The following is a 17026-nucleotide window of genomic DNA, read 5'->3' as shown; positions in this document are numbered from 1 at the left end:
TAAAAACCAAAAGAATGAACCTAAAACCTTTACCCCTATTTTTACTCCTTGTTATCTTCAATCCTTCTTTTTTGTATGCCCAATGTGATGGCAGTTTTTTGCAGACCATACTTTTTGAGTGTGATGCGCCATTTGATATGGACAATCGAACGACCTTCAATGCAGTTGCTGGCACATGGTCAGGAGGGCCGTATATTACCGCCGATGGTATCTTCAATCCCAGTGGATTATCTGCTGGAAATTATACGATTACATTTTCAACAGATCAAGGTCCTTGCAGTCCTTCAACAAACTTTATCGTCACTGTTGAAGCTTCACCCGAAGTATTTCTCACCCAAAACACCTTAGAACTTTGCCAAAATGACCCCAGTGTGGATATGGTAGCCTTTGAAGCTGCTAACAACACCATTCCTGGCTTTTGGGAAGGACCCGGTATTAGCAATAATACCACTTTCAATCCCAGTGGATTAAGTGGAGAGATTGTGGTTAGTTTTATTGCCTATTGCGACAATGACGAACCTACTTCGTGTACACCTCCAGTCGTTCCCAACCCAGTATGTGGCTGCAATGATGTGCTGTACACCAGTCCCTGTGCCGCTGAATTGGAAGGTGTGATTAGTTACACACCATGGATACCCAACTTTCCTCCTTCATGTCCTTCAAATAGCGGATGTGAACCAGCTGTGAAGACATTTACCATCACGGTATATCCTTCAACCAATGCTGTGCTGACAACGAACAGCCTTCAACTTTGTGACAATGATGCCCCCATCAATCTGAATAATTATGTTGCGCCTTCATCCAGTCCTGGTACTTGGAATGTACCCAACATCTTCAATCCTGCTGCATCTGGTGCAGGCAATTACTTTTTTGAATTTACAACAGGGGTAGGTGATTGTGATGACAGCGCCACATTGAGTATCTCTGTTGAAGAAGGGTTGGATGTAATACTAACCCAACAGAGTTTAGTCGTCTGTTCTGATCAAGGAACCGTCAACCTAAACAACTACGTAGCTGCCAATTCTGATTCGGGAACATGGAATGGAACAGGGGTCAATCCTGCTACAGGGATTTTTACCATCACCACCCCAGGCACCAAAACTCTTTCGTTTAGTACAGGTTTTGATACTTGTGACGATCTCGAAACCTTTGTGATAGTCGTAAGCCAAGCCACCGATGCCATACTTACGACCAACGCTGTCACTATTTGTTCCAACAATGGCCCACTAAATTTGAGCCAATTTGTCGCCCCTTCATCGAGTTCTGGAGCTTGGACAGGTGTGGGTGTCAGCAATGGCATCTTCAATACCGCAGCAGGTTCACAAACTTTGACTTTTGCGACTCCTCCAGGGACTTGCGACGACAGTGCCACACTAAGCATCACGGTTGTGCCTACTCCCAACGCCATTCTCCTTACCCATCTTGTTGAAGTATGTTTTTCAGACGGCATACTCAATCTATCTGCTTATGTAGCAGCCAACTCTGCCAACGGAATTTGGGCAGGTCAAGGTGTTACTTCTACCACCAGTCAGTTTGACGTGAGCGCAGGAACTCAAACGATTACCTTTACCGCCATCAATGGAAATTGTCAGGATGTAGAAAACTTAACGATTGTTGTGCATCCTAGTCCAACAGCAGCACTTACCCAAAACAACCTATCTGTTTGCAGTACAGAGACAGCGATAGATTTATCCGCTTTTCTAACACCCAATACCGATAGCGGTAATTGGACAGGAGTTGGGATTTTAGGAAATATATTTGATGTCAGTTTTGGTAGTCAAACACTTACCTATACAACCAACTTGGGTATTTGTGATGAAAGCGTACAATTGAACATTGAAGTGGACAATGCCCCCGATGTTTCAACTATTCCTCCATTCAATAGTCAATTATGTACCAATCAAGGGGATGGTTTTATACAAATCTTAAATCTAAACGATTTATTGACAGGAGATAATGGCGGAACTTGGACGTATAGCCCAGTCGTCAATGGCTTCAATCCCATAAGCGTCAATACCTTCAATGCCAACGGACTACCAGAAGCAACTTATACGCTAACCTACTCCATTGATGCAGGTGCGCCTTGTGGTATTTTATCGAGCAGCCAAACTGTTGAAGTGATTGATTGCCAACTCAATTGCACAGCGGATGCCAGTTTCAATATTCCCTCCGACCTGTGTGGCGAAGCGAACAACACGCTCGATTTGAACACTTTAGTTACAGGCAACAGTGGAGGTGTATGGACAACTTCTGCTCCAATAGGCACACTCACTGGAAGTTCCTTGAATCCAACAGGTTTGTCTGGGAGTTTCACCATTACCTATACGGTTGTAGATGCCATCGCAGACTGTCCCAATGCTGTCCAAACTGCTAACATCAGCATCATTGCACCACCAGTAGTGGCCACAAATCCTCCGTCTAATAATTTTTGCATCACAGACACGGGCTTCAATTTGTTTGAATTGGTACAAACCAATCCAAACGGTGTATGGAGCAGCATAGATGCACCCAATGCCATCGACAATACTGGTTTTTTTAGCTTCAATGGACTTACGGCAGGTCAATATGAAGTCACTTATACCGTTGCTGCTCAAGCACCTTGTACTGAAGATGCGGTAAGCTCAGAAATCCTAATCCTTCAATCAAATGACGACACAGCAGGTACAGATGCCGCTTTTTGCAGTCTAAGCACTTCCTTGAGTGCAGTCAGTTCAGAAGCTGGTTTTTGGTCTGTTGCCAGCACGCCTTCTGCCTTTGCAATGGCAATTTTTGATGATGAAAACAATCCACAATCCAATGTAAGTGTCAATGAAGGTGGTACATACATTTTTGTTTGGGCGCACATTGACCCTAACGCCAATGCGTGTTTTGACGAAGACGAAGTGAGCATTTTTTTTGCAGACCCATTGGAGGTAAACACAGAACTTATTTGTGCAGCAGACAATCTCACATACAATGTATCGCTTTTGTTATCAGGAGGTTTTGCGCCTTACATAGTAGATGGCAATGAAATAGCTGGTAGTATTTACACCTTGAACGTCAATGACGGCGAAGCTTATAGTTTGACCGTTGATGATTCGGGAAATTGTGATGAAATTGAAGTGAATGGCACGTTTACCTGTTTTTGTCCGCCTCCTGCCAATCCAACGGCAGTTGCGAACAACCTCACTTTTTGCGAAGGGACAAGCATTCCTACTTTTAGCGCAGTTGACAATGGTACAGATACTTACAACTGGTACATCAACCAAACGGACACTGAACCCATTGCAGTAGGTATCAATTTTACACCTTCAATAGCAGGCACTTATTGGCTCGAAGCGGTTTCACCAGAAGGTTGTGCTAGCGAAAATCGGATTTCTGTGGTCTTAGAAGAAATCCCCAGCCCCGACCCACCACAAACATTGCCATTTAGTACATTTATTGTTCAAAATCAATATTTTATTGTAGAAGGAATTTCGAGTGGAGGAGGTACTCTCAATTGGTACAATGATGCAGGGGAATTGGTTCATACTGGATTGACCTATCAACTTCTAAGCGAAATGGTTGGAAATTTTATCATATACGTTACGGAAACCATCAATGGTTGTGAAAGTGAACCAACGGCTTTTAACTATACCGTGAATCCATTTGACATTGAAGAATGTCCAAATATAAACAACCTCAATATTCCCAATCCTTTGCACATCTGCTCAGGTTCAGAAATCAACCTTTCGTTTTTACACGATGATATTTCCAATTATTTGAGAGGAGAGTGGACAGATTTGGACGGCAACGTATTGAGCAACGACAAAACACTACTTGTATCGGAAACGGTGACAGGTTGCAACCCAGTAACCGTTCAATACATTGCTCATACTTATTGTGTTATCAATCCTGTAGAGCCTTTTGACACCGATACAGCGACCATCATATTTTACCCCTTTCCCCAAAGTGCGACCATTGTAACAGGTAATAGCGGTTGTTCAGTTCAAATTTTTCCACAGCCACCATGCCCTAATTTCAGCGTTTATACGGATGAGGATGAGTTAGTTGAAGGTATATTTGATTTGCCTTTGGGAAGTGGTACAGCAAGTTTTATATTGGCAAATGATGATGCAGATGCCCAAGGTTTGTTTGATTGTGCGGGAATGATTGAGTACGGCTACAATTGTACAAGTAGTGATTGTCCGATTATCAGCACCATCAATGGCCCATTAACCGCATGTAGTGGAGAAGAAGTTAACCTAACTCCAGTCATTGATGACCCTAACAATCAACTGGATAGAGTCGAATGGCTCTTGCCTGATGGCAGCACTATGACTGGTACAGCTTTGACCATAAATGAAACTGTGACAGGTTGCGATGCACAAATTTTTAGCTACGAATTGCGACTTTATTGCAGTCAAAACCCCAATGCAATTTTTGATAGTAGAGTTATCAATATTTCTATTTTCCCCGATTTTGATATTGATTTACTGACACTTACCAGCGATGAGTGCATGGTTCCTATGCTTACGATTGCTTGCGATATTTACACTATTGAAGCCGTAAGCGTACCGACAAGCATAGAAGGAGGAGACTCTGGTACTGCGATTTGGACGGTTTCCAATACCAACAATTGCTTTGAAGAAGAGGTAAGTATCGGTTACGATTGCCCAGATCCAACTTGTCCAACAGTTGAAGCACCTATTGCGGTTTCGGACACAGAATTAAACGTTTGTGAAGGTGAAGTCAATGTTCAAGTTTTTGAAGCGCAAGTACCTAATGGAAGCATTGTGAATTGGTACAATGTAGCAGTTGGAGGTACACCGATTTTGGAAAACTCACCTATTTTTACTGCAATGGAAGAAGGCACTTATTATGCGGGTGCTATGACTTTGCCAGACAGTTGTAAAAGTGCCAGTCGATTAGCTTTTACGCTTAGTATGAATCCATTAGACGATGCCAGTTTCAGTTATCCGAGTGTGAGTTATTGCTTAAACGAGGTAAATCCTCTACCCACTGTCGCTACTCCAAACGGTACTTTTAGCTCTTCAGGTAGTTTTCCTATCAATCCAGTAACAGGCGAAATTAATTTGATAGATTTGAGTATTGGCGAAGAATATACCATTGAATATCAAACGAATGGAAATTGTCCAAACACTTCAACATTTACCATCAACATCATTGAAGATAACCTTGAGGTAGATGCAGGTTCACCCATCAGCATTTGCCGAAACGACCTCATTTCTCTCAACGGAGTCACCTTATCAGGTTCACCCAATTCGTTTGAATGGTCAACAAATATTGACGGGAATTTCAACAATCCACTGGATTTGCTTGCTTCTTTTTCTCCAACAGATAATAGCAATAATTTCTATCTATTTCTAACGGCGACAAATAGTTGTGGTGCTGTTTATACGGATTCGGTAGAGGTGCTGATTACCGAATTAGGTGAATTGAACTTTGAAGGGGCGACCAGCTTAAACTTGGGTGAAACGACTCAGTTGGAGGTTACGGGTGGCAATGATTCTTTTGTTTGGTCGGCACATCCTGATTTAAGTTGTACCGATTGCGCCAATCCTATTTTCACTGCAAATACGGCTGGAACGAATACACTTGTTGTTGAAAGTGAGGAAGATTGTATTCTTCCTTTGACCATCAACGTCACCGTCAATGCGCCCGAACCAACTAATTCATTGCTGATTTTCCCCAATGCTTTTTCTCCAAATGGAGATGGGGTGAACGATGAATTTAGGGCAGTGAGCAATACCCGATTGGAAAGTTTTTCACTCCTGATTTACAACCGTTGGGGTGAGCAGGTTTTTCAAAGTTCAGACATCAACAATGCTTGGGATGGTAGCTACAAAAATAAAGTGGGTGAAATTGGTGTATATGCGTATGTGCTTCAATACCAGTTTGAAGGAGGTAAGCCTCAATTGAAACGAGGGAATGTGACTCTGATTTGGTAAAAGAAAGTATTGGAGTGTTAGCGGCTTGTAAAATAGATAATCAAAAAAACAAAGGAATAATCACACTTACAATAATGGTAATGGAAAAAAATAGAGATGAGTGTAGGCCAACGCCTTTTGCCCAAACGTTCTTCCACGGTACAAAGGCTGACCTAAAGATTGGTGACTCAATTGAAATTGGTCTTAACTCAAACTTTGGACAAAATAATAAGGCAAAATATATATATTTAACAGCCACACTGGATACCGCTATTTGGGGTGCTGAACTTGCTTTGGGCGAAGGACATGAAAGAATTTATTTGGTAGAGCCAACAGGTTTAATTGAGAATGACCCTAATTTAACGGACAAAAAATTTCCTGGTAACCCAACAATGTCTTACCGCTCAAAACATCCATTTAAGATTGTTGGGGAGATTACCATTTGGCAAGGACACTCATCAGAACAAGTGAAAGCAATGAAGGACGGATTGGCAAAACTTAAAGAACAAGGCATTGAGGCAATAGAGGATTGATTATCACTAAACTAAAATTAAAATTAACTGCACACACACCATACATCATGATTTACTTGAAGGTCAAGAGATACGAGACTTGCAGTTAGGTTTTTTATAAGTTAAGAAATTTATACAGGCAGATATTTTTATAGGCATAAGTCAAATACAGGCTATGAATGAGATTTAATTTTTAGCGAAAAATCGCCATAAAAAGCATAAAATCTCAAGACATCAATCTAAAAGCCAATCCCTTATCCTTTTTCAATTGCCGAATCAGTGCATCCAAGTTCACAAATTTCTGTTCAGCACGGATTCGATGTTGAAAATCCAGCACAATCATTTCACCATAAATGTCTTCATTGAAGTCAAAGATATTGACTTCAATCGTTTTGGAATCACCTGCAACCGTAGGGCGCAAACCAATGTTTAACATTCCTTTGTGCCACGTATCTCGAACCTTTACCTTTACTGCATACACGCCATTTTCGGGAATCAGTTTGTACTCGCTATCGACAGAAAGGTTGGCAGTTGGAAACCCGATTTTTCGCCCCAACTGATTGCCTTTTACCACGATACCTTCTAGTAAATAGGGATGCCCTAAAAGATAGACCGCCGTTTCGACATCGCCTTTTTCCAGTGCATCTCTGATTTTGGTAGAGCTGACCGAATTGTCCTCGACCAACTGCTTCGATATTTCTTCTACTTCAAAATGAAGCACCTCGCCCATTTGCCGCAAAAGTTGAAGGTCTCCTGCTCGGTTTTTGCCGAATCGGTGGTTGTAGCCAATGACAATCTTTTTGGGCTGAAAATTTTTGACCAAAAAATCTTCAATGTATTCCTGTGGACTTTGCTGCGAGAAATTGCGGGTAAAAGGCACGACTACCACATTGTCGACCTCATAATTTGCCAACAAATCACACTTTTCTTCTAAAGTAGAAAGCAGCTCTACTTTCTTGTCGTTCACAATCATTCGAGGATGTGGATGAAAGGTAACCAAAATACTTTCACCTCCAATATCTTTAGCTAAATCATTGATTCGCTTCAAAATAGATTGATGTCCAATGTGAACGCCATCGTATGTGCCAATGGTGATAACGGCATTTTTGAAGGTCGGTAAATTGTTTAAATTTCGAAAAACACGCATAGAGGAATGAAAATTAGAATAGCCTGCTCCGAGAACTCGGAGAAAATCAAAGGTAATGTGAAAATTTGGAATTGTGGAATGGTTTGATGGTTGAATGGTTCAACACCCCAACACACTTTCACCCATTGTTCAACAAAACAAGCCCATTTTCTGCAATGGCTACAATCCCTGCATTGGTGTGAAACAACTGTGTATCATCCGCTAAGATAGGGCAATCCAATTCCTGCAAAACCGCAAAATCTTGGGTTCGGCGAATCAACATTTTGTCGTCCGATGCTTCAAAAATCAAACCATGCCCTGCCTGCAAAACTTTGTAGGCGACGGTTTTGGGTTGGAGTAAAAACTGATTGCTCAATTGACATTGAAGGTTTTGGATGCTGAAATATTGGTGCTGCAAAGTTGTTTCTTTTTTTCCTGCAATTTGCTGCTGACACGTCATTATTCCATGATTTCCAAATATTTGCACTGATTTAATAGGTGCATCCAACAAGACAGTTGAGAGGTTTTTGCCAGAATGGTAAAAAGTGTAGGTTTTGCCGCCAACCAACTGCCACAAAGCTTGATGGTGTGTGTGCATACTTTGCCCAAAAACAGGCGTTTGTTCGACTCGAATAAAAGATTGATTGACTTCATCCAAATACACCGTTTTGAGGTAATCATCTTCCACAATTGCTAATAAATCATGGAATTGTACCCATCGGCTTTTAGGCGAAAAAGTCAGATTTTGAAGCAAACGAAACTGCTTTTGTTGGGTTTCTAAAACCAATAACTGGTGCTGCTTTTTAGCCAATATTTGTTGATTGCCAACAAATATTTCTTCAAAATCGCTGCTGTCAAATCGGTGCTGCAAAGAAGCATATCCCTGACTGCTGACTTCAAAAATGAGGTATTGTTGGTTGGTTTTCAACAACAAGCGATTTTGTAGGGCTACTACTTCAATGATGCTTTCACTTTGCTCCAATTGGTAAAAAGCGTTGACCTTTAAGCTGCCTTTTTTGACAATGATGGGTTTCAATGTGGGCGATTGTTGCTGAACCGTTGGAGTGGTTTTCGACAATTGCAGGGGGGCACGGTGTCCGTTCATAAAAATGGCTTCAAATTGTTGTTGTAAAATCGGATTTGTAATCGGACGGTAACATTTCGGCGTTTTTAGTTGTAGGTCGCTTGCAAAAACGGGAATTTGGCGTATCATGCGCTCTGCCAGATTTTTGTAGGTTTGGTGAATGCCTTTGAAGGGGTGTATGTAGGCCAAAAGTTGAAAGACGATTACCGCAAAAGCAAAATAATCACTGTCTTGTGATATCCTACCTTGGTAATAATGGTCTCGTATTTCATCGTACAAAATGCCTGAATGTGGTTGAGTTGGGGTTTGGTAGGCATCGGTATCAATGAATTTCACGACTCCCTTGTCGTTCACCAAAATATTCAAACCACTCAAATCTCCAATCACTATTTTGTGTGTATGTGCCTGTGTCATTGCCGTTTGTATCTGCATGGATATTGTCCATTTTTCGGTTTCACCTATTTGTTTCCTTTGGCAAAAGGGCGCACTGAAAAGAGAGGCTAAGGGGAAAAAATCTTTGCCGAGGTAATCCATCGTAAAGCCGATTGTTTGTGTTTTTGAAGCATTGTAAATCAACTGCAAGGGTTTTACAAAATATCGGCTGTCCAATACCTGCAATTCTTGTATTTGCTGCAAAGTAATGGTAGTATTGGGGTTGTGGTAAACCTTGGCTACTTGGTTTTGTAGTTCGGGAATGAGCAAAATGCGCCCTTCTCCACCTCGATGGATTTCGTTTTGGTCGGTGAGGGTGATTTGGGTGTTGTTTTGGGTTATTGCTTTCATTGTTTTTGATTTTTTGTGCTTCATATATACCTCACTATCGCCAAATCATCCATATTGACCAATTGGTATTGTGTGCGTAAAATATTGCATTTGCGGTTGAGCATCGTTGGGTGTTGGGCAAATCGGGTGTCAATAAGCAGGAAGTTGTTTATCCAATTATCTTCCTTTTTTGCAGTAGGTTGGGGGCTTGCAAAGCTCAAAATTCCATCCGTTGCAATCGCCAATTCTTGTGGATTTTCTACTTCAAAGCTGTTCTTCGTCAGGTAGTTTTGAAGGGTTTGTTTGTCGTCTTGTAGGTGGTAAGCGGGGTAATCAGGCGTGTTGTTTTGGTCAACGATGTGGATGTTTCCGTTTATTGCAATCACTCCATCTCCTAACACACTTATCCATGCTTGATTTTTGTTACAAACCATTAGCAAAAGTGTTGATAAGAGTTCATTGGTGTCTAATTGCAGTTGTTCTTGGGTTTGCTTCAACTGGGTGATAAATTGAAGAAATAGCGTTATTCCCAAAGTTTTGGCATTGCAGTTTTTTGTGGTAAACTCCTCTTTTGCAGCTACTTTTCGCATGAGTTTGCAGGTAAGCGTTGAAGCAAAATGTGAGTCTTTTCCACCAGAACAACCATCTGCTACAACTGCAATTTGCCACTCTTGACCTATTGAAGTTTGCAGCAGAAAGTCTTCACAAAAATGTTTGTGTTGGTGTCCTCTTTGAAGGGTTGTGTAGATTTGCATTGGTTTCTTTTTAAAATACAATATTCTGTCCACTTGAAGCACTCGAAATGGATTGGCTGATGAAACCTATCATTTTTTTGATTTCTGCGCCCGATGTTCCCACTTTTGCCAAGTGTTGCAGTCCCATTTCTTGTTGGGCTTTTCCGAAGCTCGACGAATGACCGACTCCAAACAAAATGGTGGTGAAGGAAAATACATTCTGCTCGTTTGCCAAAATCTTGTTGAGTTCGGTTTTGACTCTACTCGCTTGATTTTGAGAACTGTTGTCTTCTCCGTCGGTAATGACAAAGAGCAGTGTTTTGGTCGTTACGCCTGATGCTTCGAGGTTGCTGCGGTAGTCGACTGCTTGCTTCAATCCCTGCAAAGTGGCATCGTATAAGGCCGTTCCTCCTCCGCAAGGTTTGAACTGTATATTGGGTACTTGCAGAATGGGCTGAAAACCTGTTCTGACCATGACTTTTTCGTTGAATTCGATGACGGACACGAGCAAATGATCGGCTACATGGGATTGCTGCATGGATGCCACAAAATCATTGAAGGCGTGGTTGAGGTCTTTGACGTAGGTGTGTATGGACGGTGAAACATCGACTACAAAGACGGCATTGATGGTTTCATCGGTTTGGATGTCATCGGGATTGAAGTTGTTGAAACTGAGATTGAAATCTATATCTTGAAAGTTTTGCATGATTTTATTTTATTTTGATGTGTTGATGTGTTGATGTGTTGGTGTGTTGGTGTGTTGGTGTTTTGGTGTTTTGAGACTAATGGTTTCTGGTTTTTGTAGTTGAACTCTCAATATCTACTAAAATCCAATCACCAATGACTAACCTCAATCAAGCACTATATCTGTTGTTTTTGCAAACTGAATACCTTGTTTTTTGGCTTCTTGGTAAATGGGGTCGCCGAGGTGTCCTAAGCCTTGAACGTCAGACATTACATCCTCCAAGACTACTATTTTACTCGCCAAATTAGGGGCGTATTTCATGGCTTGTTTGAGGCTTGTAGCTACACAATGTGACTTGGCTTCACCTACTAAATAAACGGTTTGGAACTGTTCCAAAGTTCGGATAAGTGTTTGGTTGAGTTGGGTTTCGGGGCGATCGGCTACGGGAACTTGTGCCATAAAAATTCCGAAGTGTTCGGTCAATGGATAAGTTCCTTTGGTGACGGCTTGGTACCATTTGCCTGAGCGTGTCCATGTGACCAAAGCTTGCATCAATTCGTCATGAAGTGCTGCTCCTTTTGAGCCAATCAAGCAGTGTTCGGGCCATATAAAGTGCGGAAATTCCCCTTGGGCCTCCAAATCTGCCACATATTTGATGGCCATTTGAGGTGAAAAACGGGGTGTCCATTTGCCTTCGTTGATTTCATTGAGGGTGATTTGGGTGAAGGGGGCAGGGAATTTGCCGTTTTTGTCCATCCAAAAGGAAGGATGTGAGATGTCATTGACGGGATGTGAGTCTAAGGTGACGCAAATATGGTCTATGAATTGTTGGTTTTTCTCGATGAATTTGCGGAGACGAATCATGTCTTGGTCTGCATTATTGACGTACAATGCGCCATTGGGGTGACAAAAATCATATTGAGAATCAATAATTAATAAAGCATTTTTATTTTTCATTTTGATATTGTTTTGAAAAATTAGGTAATGTTGTTGTAAATATCTTATTGTAATAATTACACTATCCTTAACGTGAGTTATACACAAATAGTTCGTGTAAAATTGACACTTTTAATATTTTTTTATTTATGAGTTATTTTACTTTGTTTTTTAGGGAGTTGATTCAAAAAAAGATTTTGTAAATAATACTTTGCCTACTTCGTATTTTGATTCCTTCAATCAAGTGGGGAAATTTTTGAATTTTCTGTTTAGTTGTACCTATCAAGGCGAGATTTTTTTTATTGAAGTCTATGTAGGCTTGCTCAAAAGGCATAAATAAAACATAACCAATTAATTACAGAAAAAAACTCTTTAAATCTTTACTAAATTCGAATCTGCCTGTTAAAATTAGCAACAAGCTTATGACAAAATCAGTATAATATAAATGTAAAAATTACCCATTCAAACCTTCAAGCCTATTGAATTATGTTCGAAATTTATGGTAAAAAAGATACGACTACTGGTCATCCCATACCTACCGCTTACAATGAATTTAGTACCTATCTTCTACCTATTTCTGATGCAATGATCATCATGAATAGCCAGTATGAAATAACTTTTACCAATAACTACGCTCAACAAATATTTGGCTATCAGCCGAATGATCTAATTGATAAAAACATCAAACGATTAATTTTTAAAGAACACTTACAGTTATTTGTCGAAAAATTAGCTACTTGTTTTAGTGGATTGGTTCCCGAATGTGAGCTCGAAATTCTTTGCCAGAGGAGTGATGGGTCGGTTTTTCCTGCCTTGATTACTGTAAAACCTTTGAACAGTGGCACAACGAGTTCGGTGGTGATTGTGTTTTCGGATGCTGATTACCATAAACTTGAAGAAGAGAGATTGTTGCTCCAGCAGTTTTCGGTAGAATATGCGAAGGAGTCTGTATTTTGGCTCGATAAAAAAGGTAATATATTGTATGCCAATGAAAAAGCTTGTCAATCTACAGGTTACAGTACCTTAGAGTTGTATTTAACGAATGCTTCTTCACTTGCTCCTTCCATGCAAATTAGAGACTGGGTACAACTTTGGAAAGAGATCAAACAAAATGGTACCAATATTTTTGAACTACACATAAAAAACAAAAATAACAAAACAATTCCTTTTGAGGTGGCTGCTAACTATACTGCCTTAGAAGGCAAAGAATATATCTGTTTGTTTGCACACAATATTAGTGCTCGCAAACTAAAAGAAAAACAAATTGAAGAGTATGCCCGTGCTTTGGAGCGTCGTAACAGGGAATTAGAAGAATTTAACTACCTTACTTCGCACTACCTAAAAGAACCTCTTCGCCGTATTGGGGGTTTTATTCAACTTCTGGATAGGCGGTATCGCAATAAGCTGGACAATGATGCTTGTGAATTTATTGATTATGTGGTAGATGGAGTGAACAGAATGGATGAATTATTGCAGGATTTGTCTTCTTATTCCAGTTTGAGTCTTCGCCACCAACCATTTACAGTCACTTCTTTGGAGCGAATTTTTGATGCCAGCGTTCAAGAATTAAGTAACCAAATAAGAAAGAGTGAAACCGTTATTACTCACCGAACGCTTCCTGATGTGATGGGAGATACTTATGAATTGACGCATTTGTTCACCAATTTGATTCGGAATGCCATTCAATATTGTGGCGATAACAGCCCAAATATTCATATTGGAGTAGAAAAAGGCGAAAAGTTTTGGACGATTTCGGTGAAGGATCAGGGTATTGGGATTGAACCTGATTATAGAGAAAAAGTATTTCGAATCTTCAATCAACTTGAGCCTCCGAAAAATGTGAAGAGTGGAACGGGGGTTGGTCTGTCGATTTGCCGCAGAATTGTGGAGAAGCACAACGGACATATTTGGCTTGCCTCAGATGATAGCGAAGGATTGACAGTTTATTTTACCTTGCCCATTCTTTGATTGCAGATTTTATTGATTTTAGACTTTGGATGAAAGACATAAGATAAAAAGTTTTAAATCATTGACAGCAACGGGATTAAGTAAAATTGCATTGAAAATGCAATTTACTCATAAACAAACATTTACTTCTTTTGTCCAAAGTCCAAATTGATTAGGCAGATTTCGTTGATGGTACAACTGAACAATGACACAATTGAATGTAGGTTTTGCAGATAAGAAATAGGTATTTTTGAGTTTGAATTTGTTTTTCTAATTTGAACTTTAAAAAATGACTCCTATAGACGAAGGTTATATCAAGTATCAGATTCATTGGCAGCCTACTGCTACACCTGCTTCTTTCTGCAATGAAGTCGCTGTGCTCAATTATTGGAGAACAGAAATGTATCTTCGAAATTGGATAGGTTATGATTCCAAATTGAAGGTAGGATTTGGAAATATCAGTATGCGTACTCCTTCCAAATCAGGCAGGTTTCTAATCAGTGGCACACAAACAGGTCATCTTTCCGAACTGACACTTCAAAATTATGCTTTGGTGAAAGATTACAACATTGCAGCCAATGAACTCTGGTGCGAAGGTTCAACCAAGGCTTCTTCCGAATCGCTTACCCATGCTGCAATTTATGAATTGAACGATGATTATCAATCTGTCATCCATATTCACTGCAAAGAAATGTGGCTTCAACTCCTTCACAAAGTGCCAACAATATCCGCAAATATTCCTTATGGTACTCCCGAAATGGCTTTTGAAATCCAGCGGCTACATCTTGAAACGGATTTGGCTCAAACAAAAATCGTGGCAATGGCAGGACATGAAAACGGTTTGATTGCTTTTGGAAAAGACTTGAAGCAAGCGGCGAATGTTTTTTACTGCAATGCCACAATACTTACCCCTTGACCGCCATATTGTGGTTCTTCGTCTCGCACTTCTAATACCTGCTTGTAAGTCTTCAACATTCGTCTAATTGCCTTTCTGAGAATCCCATCACCAATGCCATGAATGATTTTGAGTTCATCGACACTGTACACAAGGGCTTGGTCAATAAGACTTTCTACAACACTCAAAGCTTCCTCTCGCCTCATTCCTCGCACATCAATGTTCGTATCAAATTCACTTTTGGCTTGTGGCGAACTGTAATAAGAAACAGCTTTCTTTTCCTCTTTGGTTTCTACAGGTTCAACTACAATGAGTTGTTTGCGTTTGACATGGGTTTTTAGTAGGTCAAACTGCACAATTGCCGCATTTTTTCGTAGTTCAGTTACTTCCCCAATCTCTTTTCCATCTCTCAATCGCACATACGAACCCACTACAATTGGTTTGTCCGTATCTCGGTAATAGAGTTTGTCTTTGAGAATCTCGACGTGTTTGTTTAGTTTTTCTTTGTCTTTTTCAATATCCTGTTTGATCTTGCTAATCAGTTGTTTGTCTTCTTTATTTTCATTCCACGTTTTCACCTTGTTCTCAAAACGGCGGTTGGCTTCCTGCAAAAAGGTCAATGCCTTTTCTTTTGTTTCCAGAATAATCTCCTTCTTTTGTTTCTCTAAACCTTCCTTCAATTTGGCATAATCCGCCAAAATGATGTCCATTTGAGCATTTTTTGCAGCCAAAGCCCTTTCCTTTTCCACAATCTCTTGTTTCTCTTTTCTCATTCTCGATAGCAATTCGTCAAACTCTTTGTATTCCGCATCGACCCTCCGTTTGGCTTCTTCGATAATATCTTTTTTCAAGCCGCTTTTTTGGGCCAACTCAAATGCAAAAGAACTCCCTGGCTTGCCCATTTCCAATTTGTAAAGAGGAGAGAGGGTGCGGTAGTCAAAGGCCATTGCGCCATTCACTATCCCATCCGTATCTGTGGCAAATACCTTCAAATTGGAATAATGGGTGGTAATAATTCCGTAACAAAACTTTTTGTTCAGTCGCTCCAAAATCGTTTCTGCAATCGCTCCTCCCAAAGCAGGATCTGTTCCCGAGCCAAATTCGTCAATCAACAACAGGGTTTTTGCATCGGCATGATCTACAAAAAAACGCATATTTCTGAGGCGGGAACTGTAGGTACTTAGGTCGTTTTCGATGGATTGTTCATCGCCAATGTCCACAAAAATATTGCGGAAAATGGTCATCACCGAATGGTCATTGGTTGGCACCAACATTCCCGCTTGGAGCATTAATTGAAGTAAACCAACGGTTTTGAGCATCACCGACTTACCTCCTGCATTAGGACCACTGACTACCAAGATTCGATTTGCCAATGAGAGTTCAAAATTCAATGGAACTGTTTCTTTTTTGGCCACTTTGTTTTTGAGGTACAGTAGCGGGTGGCGGGCATTGTAAATTTCAATGGTTTTGGTATTGGAAATTTGGGGTTGATGGGCGTTCATGTCCCATGCCAATTGCCCCTTTGCCCTAATGAAGTCTAAGACTCCGAGCAGTTTTTGGTGGTGTTCGAGGTCTTCAGTGTGGGTACGGATAAATTCGGTCAGTTCTTGAAGGATACGGTAAATTTCTCGTTTTTCGGCTTGTTGTAGCTCTACAATTGCATTACTGATTTGAAGTGTAGTATCGGGTTCGATGTAACTAATGCTTCCCGTGCTGGATTCATCGTGAACAATACCTCTAAATTTACGTTTGTGTTCTGCTTTGACAGCCAATACCCTGCGTCCATTTCTTACACTCTCAATTGTGTCAGCCAGCCAATTATTCTTTTTGTATTCGTTGATGACCGCATTGAATTTTTTCTGCAAATCGCTATATTGTGAATCAATGGCTCGTCGAATGTTGAGTAATTCTTTGGACGCATCGGTGCGAATTTTGCCATTTTCATCAATGATGTTTTTGATTTGATGCAGTAGGTCTTTCTGAAAATTGAGATCTTGCAGAATAGCCATCAAAGAGGGGTAACGCTCTCGTTTTTCGTCACCTTCTCTGCCAAAATAGAGTGATATTTCAAACACGGTTTGCAGCACTTTGAAGATGCGAAACAGTTGTTCTTCATTCAATACAGAGTTGTTGATCCTCAATAGGTCTATTTCCTTTTTGAGGTCGAGGTAGTTGTGTGAGGGAAAAGGTTTTTCCTCTACCATCAAGAGTTGTTTGAAATCCGAGACCTGAGCAAGTAAACGTTCGATTCTCTCGGCATCGTTTTGTATGCGAATTTTCTGTACCAACTGTTTGCCGAGTGGACTGTAACATTTTTCGGTCAGCAATTCTAATACTTTGTCAAACTCTAATTTGGTATATAATTCTCTGGGATATAATCGTGTGGGGGTGCTACGTCTTCTGTTTTCCTGCGACATCTGTTCGGTTTGTGTTTAT

At 40.5% G+C, this 17026-nt stretch carries 10 protein-coding genes; 4 read left to right on the top strand and 6 right to left on the bottom strand.

From position 1 onward, the window contains the following. Positions 1-14 precede the first annotated feature (14 nt). Complete coding sequence (locus tag R3E32_06885) at positions 15-5930, top strand: gliding motility-associated C-terminal domain-containing protein (GenBank protein MEZ4884451.1); 5916 nt, start codon at positions 15-17, stop codon at positions 5928-5930. A 74-nt stretch (positions 5931-6004) separates the two neighbouring features. Then, complete coding sequence (arr, locus tag R3E32_06880; protein ID MEZ4884450.1) at positions 6005-6442, top strand: NAD(+)--rifampin ADP-ribosyltransferase; 438 nt, start codon at positions 6005-6007, stop codon at positions 6440-6442. A 205-nt stretch (positions 6443-6647) separates the two neighbouring features. On the opposite strand, the gene R3E32_06875 is transcribed toward arr, so the two are convergent. The 5 genes from R3E32_06875 to R3E32_06855 form a co-directional block, all read right to left on the bottom strand. After that, positions 6648-7568, bottom strand: a complete 921-nt coding sequence (locus R3E32_06875) for a bifunctional riboflavin kinase/FAD synthetase (protein MEZ4884449.1) — start codon at positions 7566-7568, stop codon at positions 6648-6650. Between the two features lie 118 nt (positions 7569-7686). Further along, positions 7687-9414, bottom strand: a complete 1728-nt coding sequence (locus R3E32_06870; protein ID MEZ4884448.1) for a hypothetical protein — start codon at positions 9412-9414, stop codon at positions 7687-7689. Positions 9415-9434: 20 nt separating this feature from the next. Beyond that, on the bottom strand, positions 9435-10148 hold the full coding sequence (locus R3E32_06865) for a protein phosphatase 2C domain-containing protein (GenBank protein MEZ4884447.1): 714 nt from the start codon (positions 10146-10148) through the stop codon (positions 9435-9437). Between the two features lie 10 nt (positions 10149-10158). Then, positions 10159-10833 carry a vWA domain-containing protein gene (locus R3E32_06860; GenBank protein ID MEZ4884446.1) on the bottom strand — a complete coding sequence of 225 codons (675 nt, stop codon included), beginning with the start codon at positions 10831-10833 and terminating at the stop codon, positions 10159-10161. A 144-nt stretch (positions 10834-10977) separates the two neighbouring features. Next, positions 10978-11769 (bottom strand): hypothetical protein, encoded by a 792-nt coding sequence (locus tag R3E32_06855; protein MEZ4884445.1) that lies wholly within the window; start codon positions 11767-11769, stop codon positions 10978-10980. Positions 11770-12234: 465 nt separating this feature from the next. Between R3E32_06855 and R3E32_06850 the strand changes: the two genes are divergently transcribed. Together R3E32_06850 and R3E32_06845 are read left to right on the top strand one after the other, a co-directional pair. Continuing rightward, positions 12235-13716 carry a PAS domain S-box protein gene (locus R3E32_06850; GenBank protein MEZ4884444.1) on the top strand — a complete coding sequence of 494 codons (1482 nt, stop codon included), beginning with the start codon at positions 12235-12237 and terminating at the stop codon, positions 13714-13716. 268 nt (positions 13717-13984) lie between these two features. Then, a complete protein-coding gene (locus R3E32_06845) occupies positions 13985-14611 on the top strand; it encodes a class II aldolase/adducin family protein (GenBank protein ID MEZ4884443.1) in 627 nt (208 codons plus the stop codon). Here the strand turns inward: R3E32_06845 and R3E32_06840 are convergent. Next, positions 14581-17007, bottom strand: coding sequence for an endonuclease MutS2 (locus R3E32_06840; protein MEZ4884442.1), 2427 nt, complete (start codon positions 17005-17007; stop codon positions 14581-14583). The genes R3E32_06845 and R3E32_06840 overlap by 31 nt on opposite strands. Positions 17008-17026: the final 19 nt, after the last annotated feature.

The sequence above is a fragment of the Chitinophagales bacterium genome (assembly GCA_041392475.1).
In the GTDB taxonomy this organism is placed as follows: Bacteria; Bacteroidota; Bacteroidia; order Chitinophagales; family UBA2359; genus JAUHXA01.
Note: the sequence above shows the minus strand (reverse complement) of the source record. Positions and strands in the feature narration are given on the sequence as shown.

Bases quoted from the DNA above. Each gene is read 5' to 3' on its own strand.
- R3E32_06875 (MEZ4884449.1), bottom strand. From the start codon at position 7,568: ATGCGTGTTTTTCGAAATTTAAACAATTTACCGACCTTCAAAAATGCC.
- R3E32_06845 (MEZ4884443.1), top strand. From the start codon at position 13,985: ATGACTCCTATAGACGAAGGTTATATCAAGTATCAGATTCATTGGCAG.
- R3E32_06870 (MEZ4884448.1), bottom strand. From the start codon at position 9,414: ATGAAAGCAATAACCCAAAACAACACCCAAATCACCCTCACCGACCAA.
- arr (MEZ4884450.1), top strand. From the start codon at position 6,005: ATGGTAATGGAAAAAAATAGAGATGAGTGTAGGCCAACGCCTTTTGCC.
- R3E32_06865 (MEZ4884447.1), bottom strand. From the start codon at position 10,148: ATGCAAATCTACACAACCCTTCAAAGAGGACACCAACACAAACATTTT.
- R3E32_06840 (MEZ4884442.1), bottom strand. From the start codon at position 17,007: ATGTCGCAGGAAAACAGAAGACGTAGCACCCCCACACGATTATATCCC.
- R3E32_06860 (MEZ4884446.1), bottom strand. From the start codon at position 10,833: ATGCAAAACTTTCAAGATATAGATTTCAATCTCAGTTTCAACAACTTC.
- R3E32_06850 (MEZ4884444.1), top strand. From the start codon at position 12,235: ATGTTCGAAATTTATGGTAAAAAAGATACGACTACTGGTCATCCCATA.
- R3E32_06855 (MEZ4884445.1), bottom strand. From the start codon at position 11,769: ATGAAAAATAAAAATGCTTTATTAATTATTGATTCTCAATATGATTTT.
- R3E32_06885 (MEZ4884451.1), top strand. From the start codon at position 15: ATGAACCTAAAACCTTTACCCCTATTTTTACTCCTTGTTATCTTCAAT.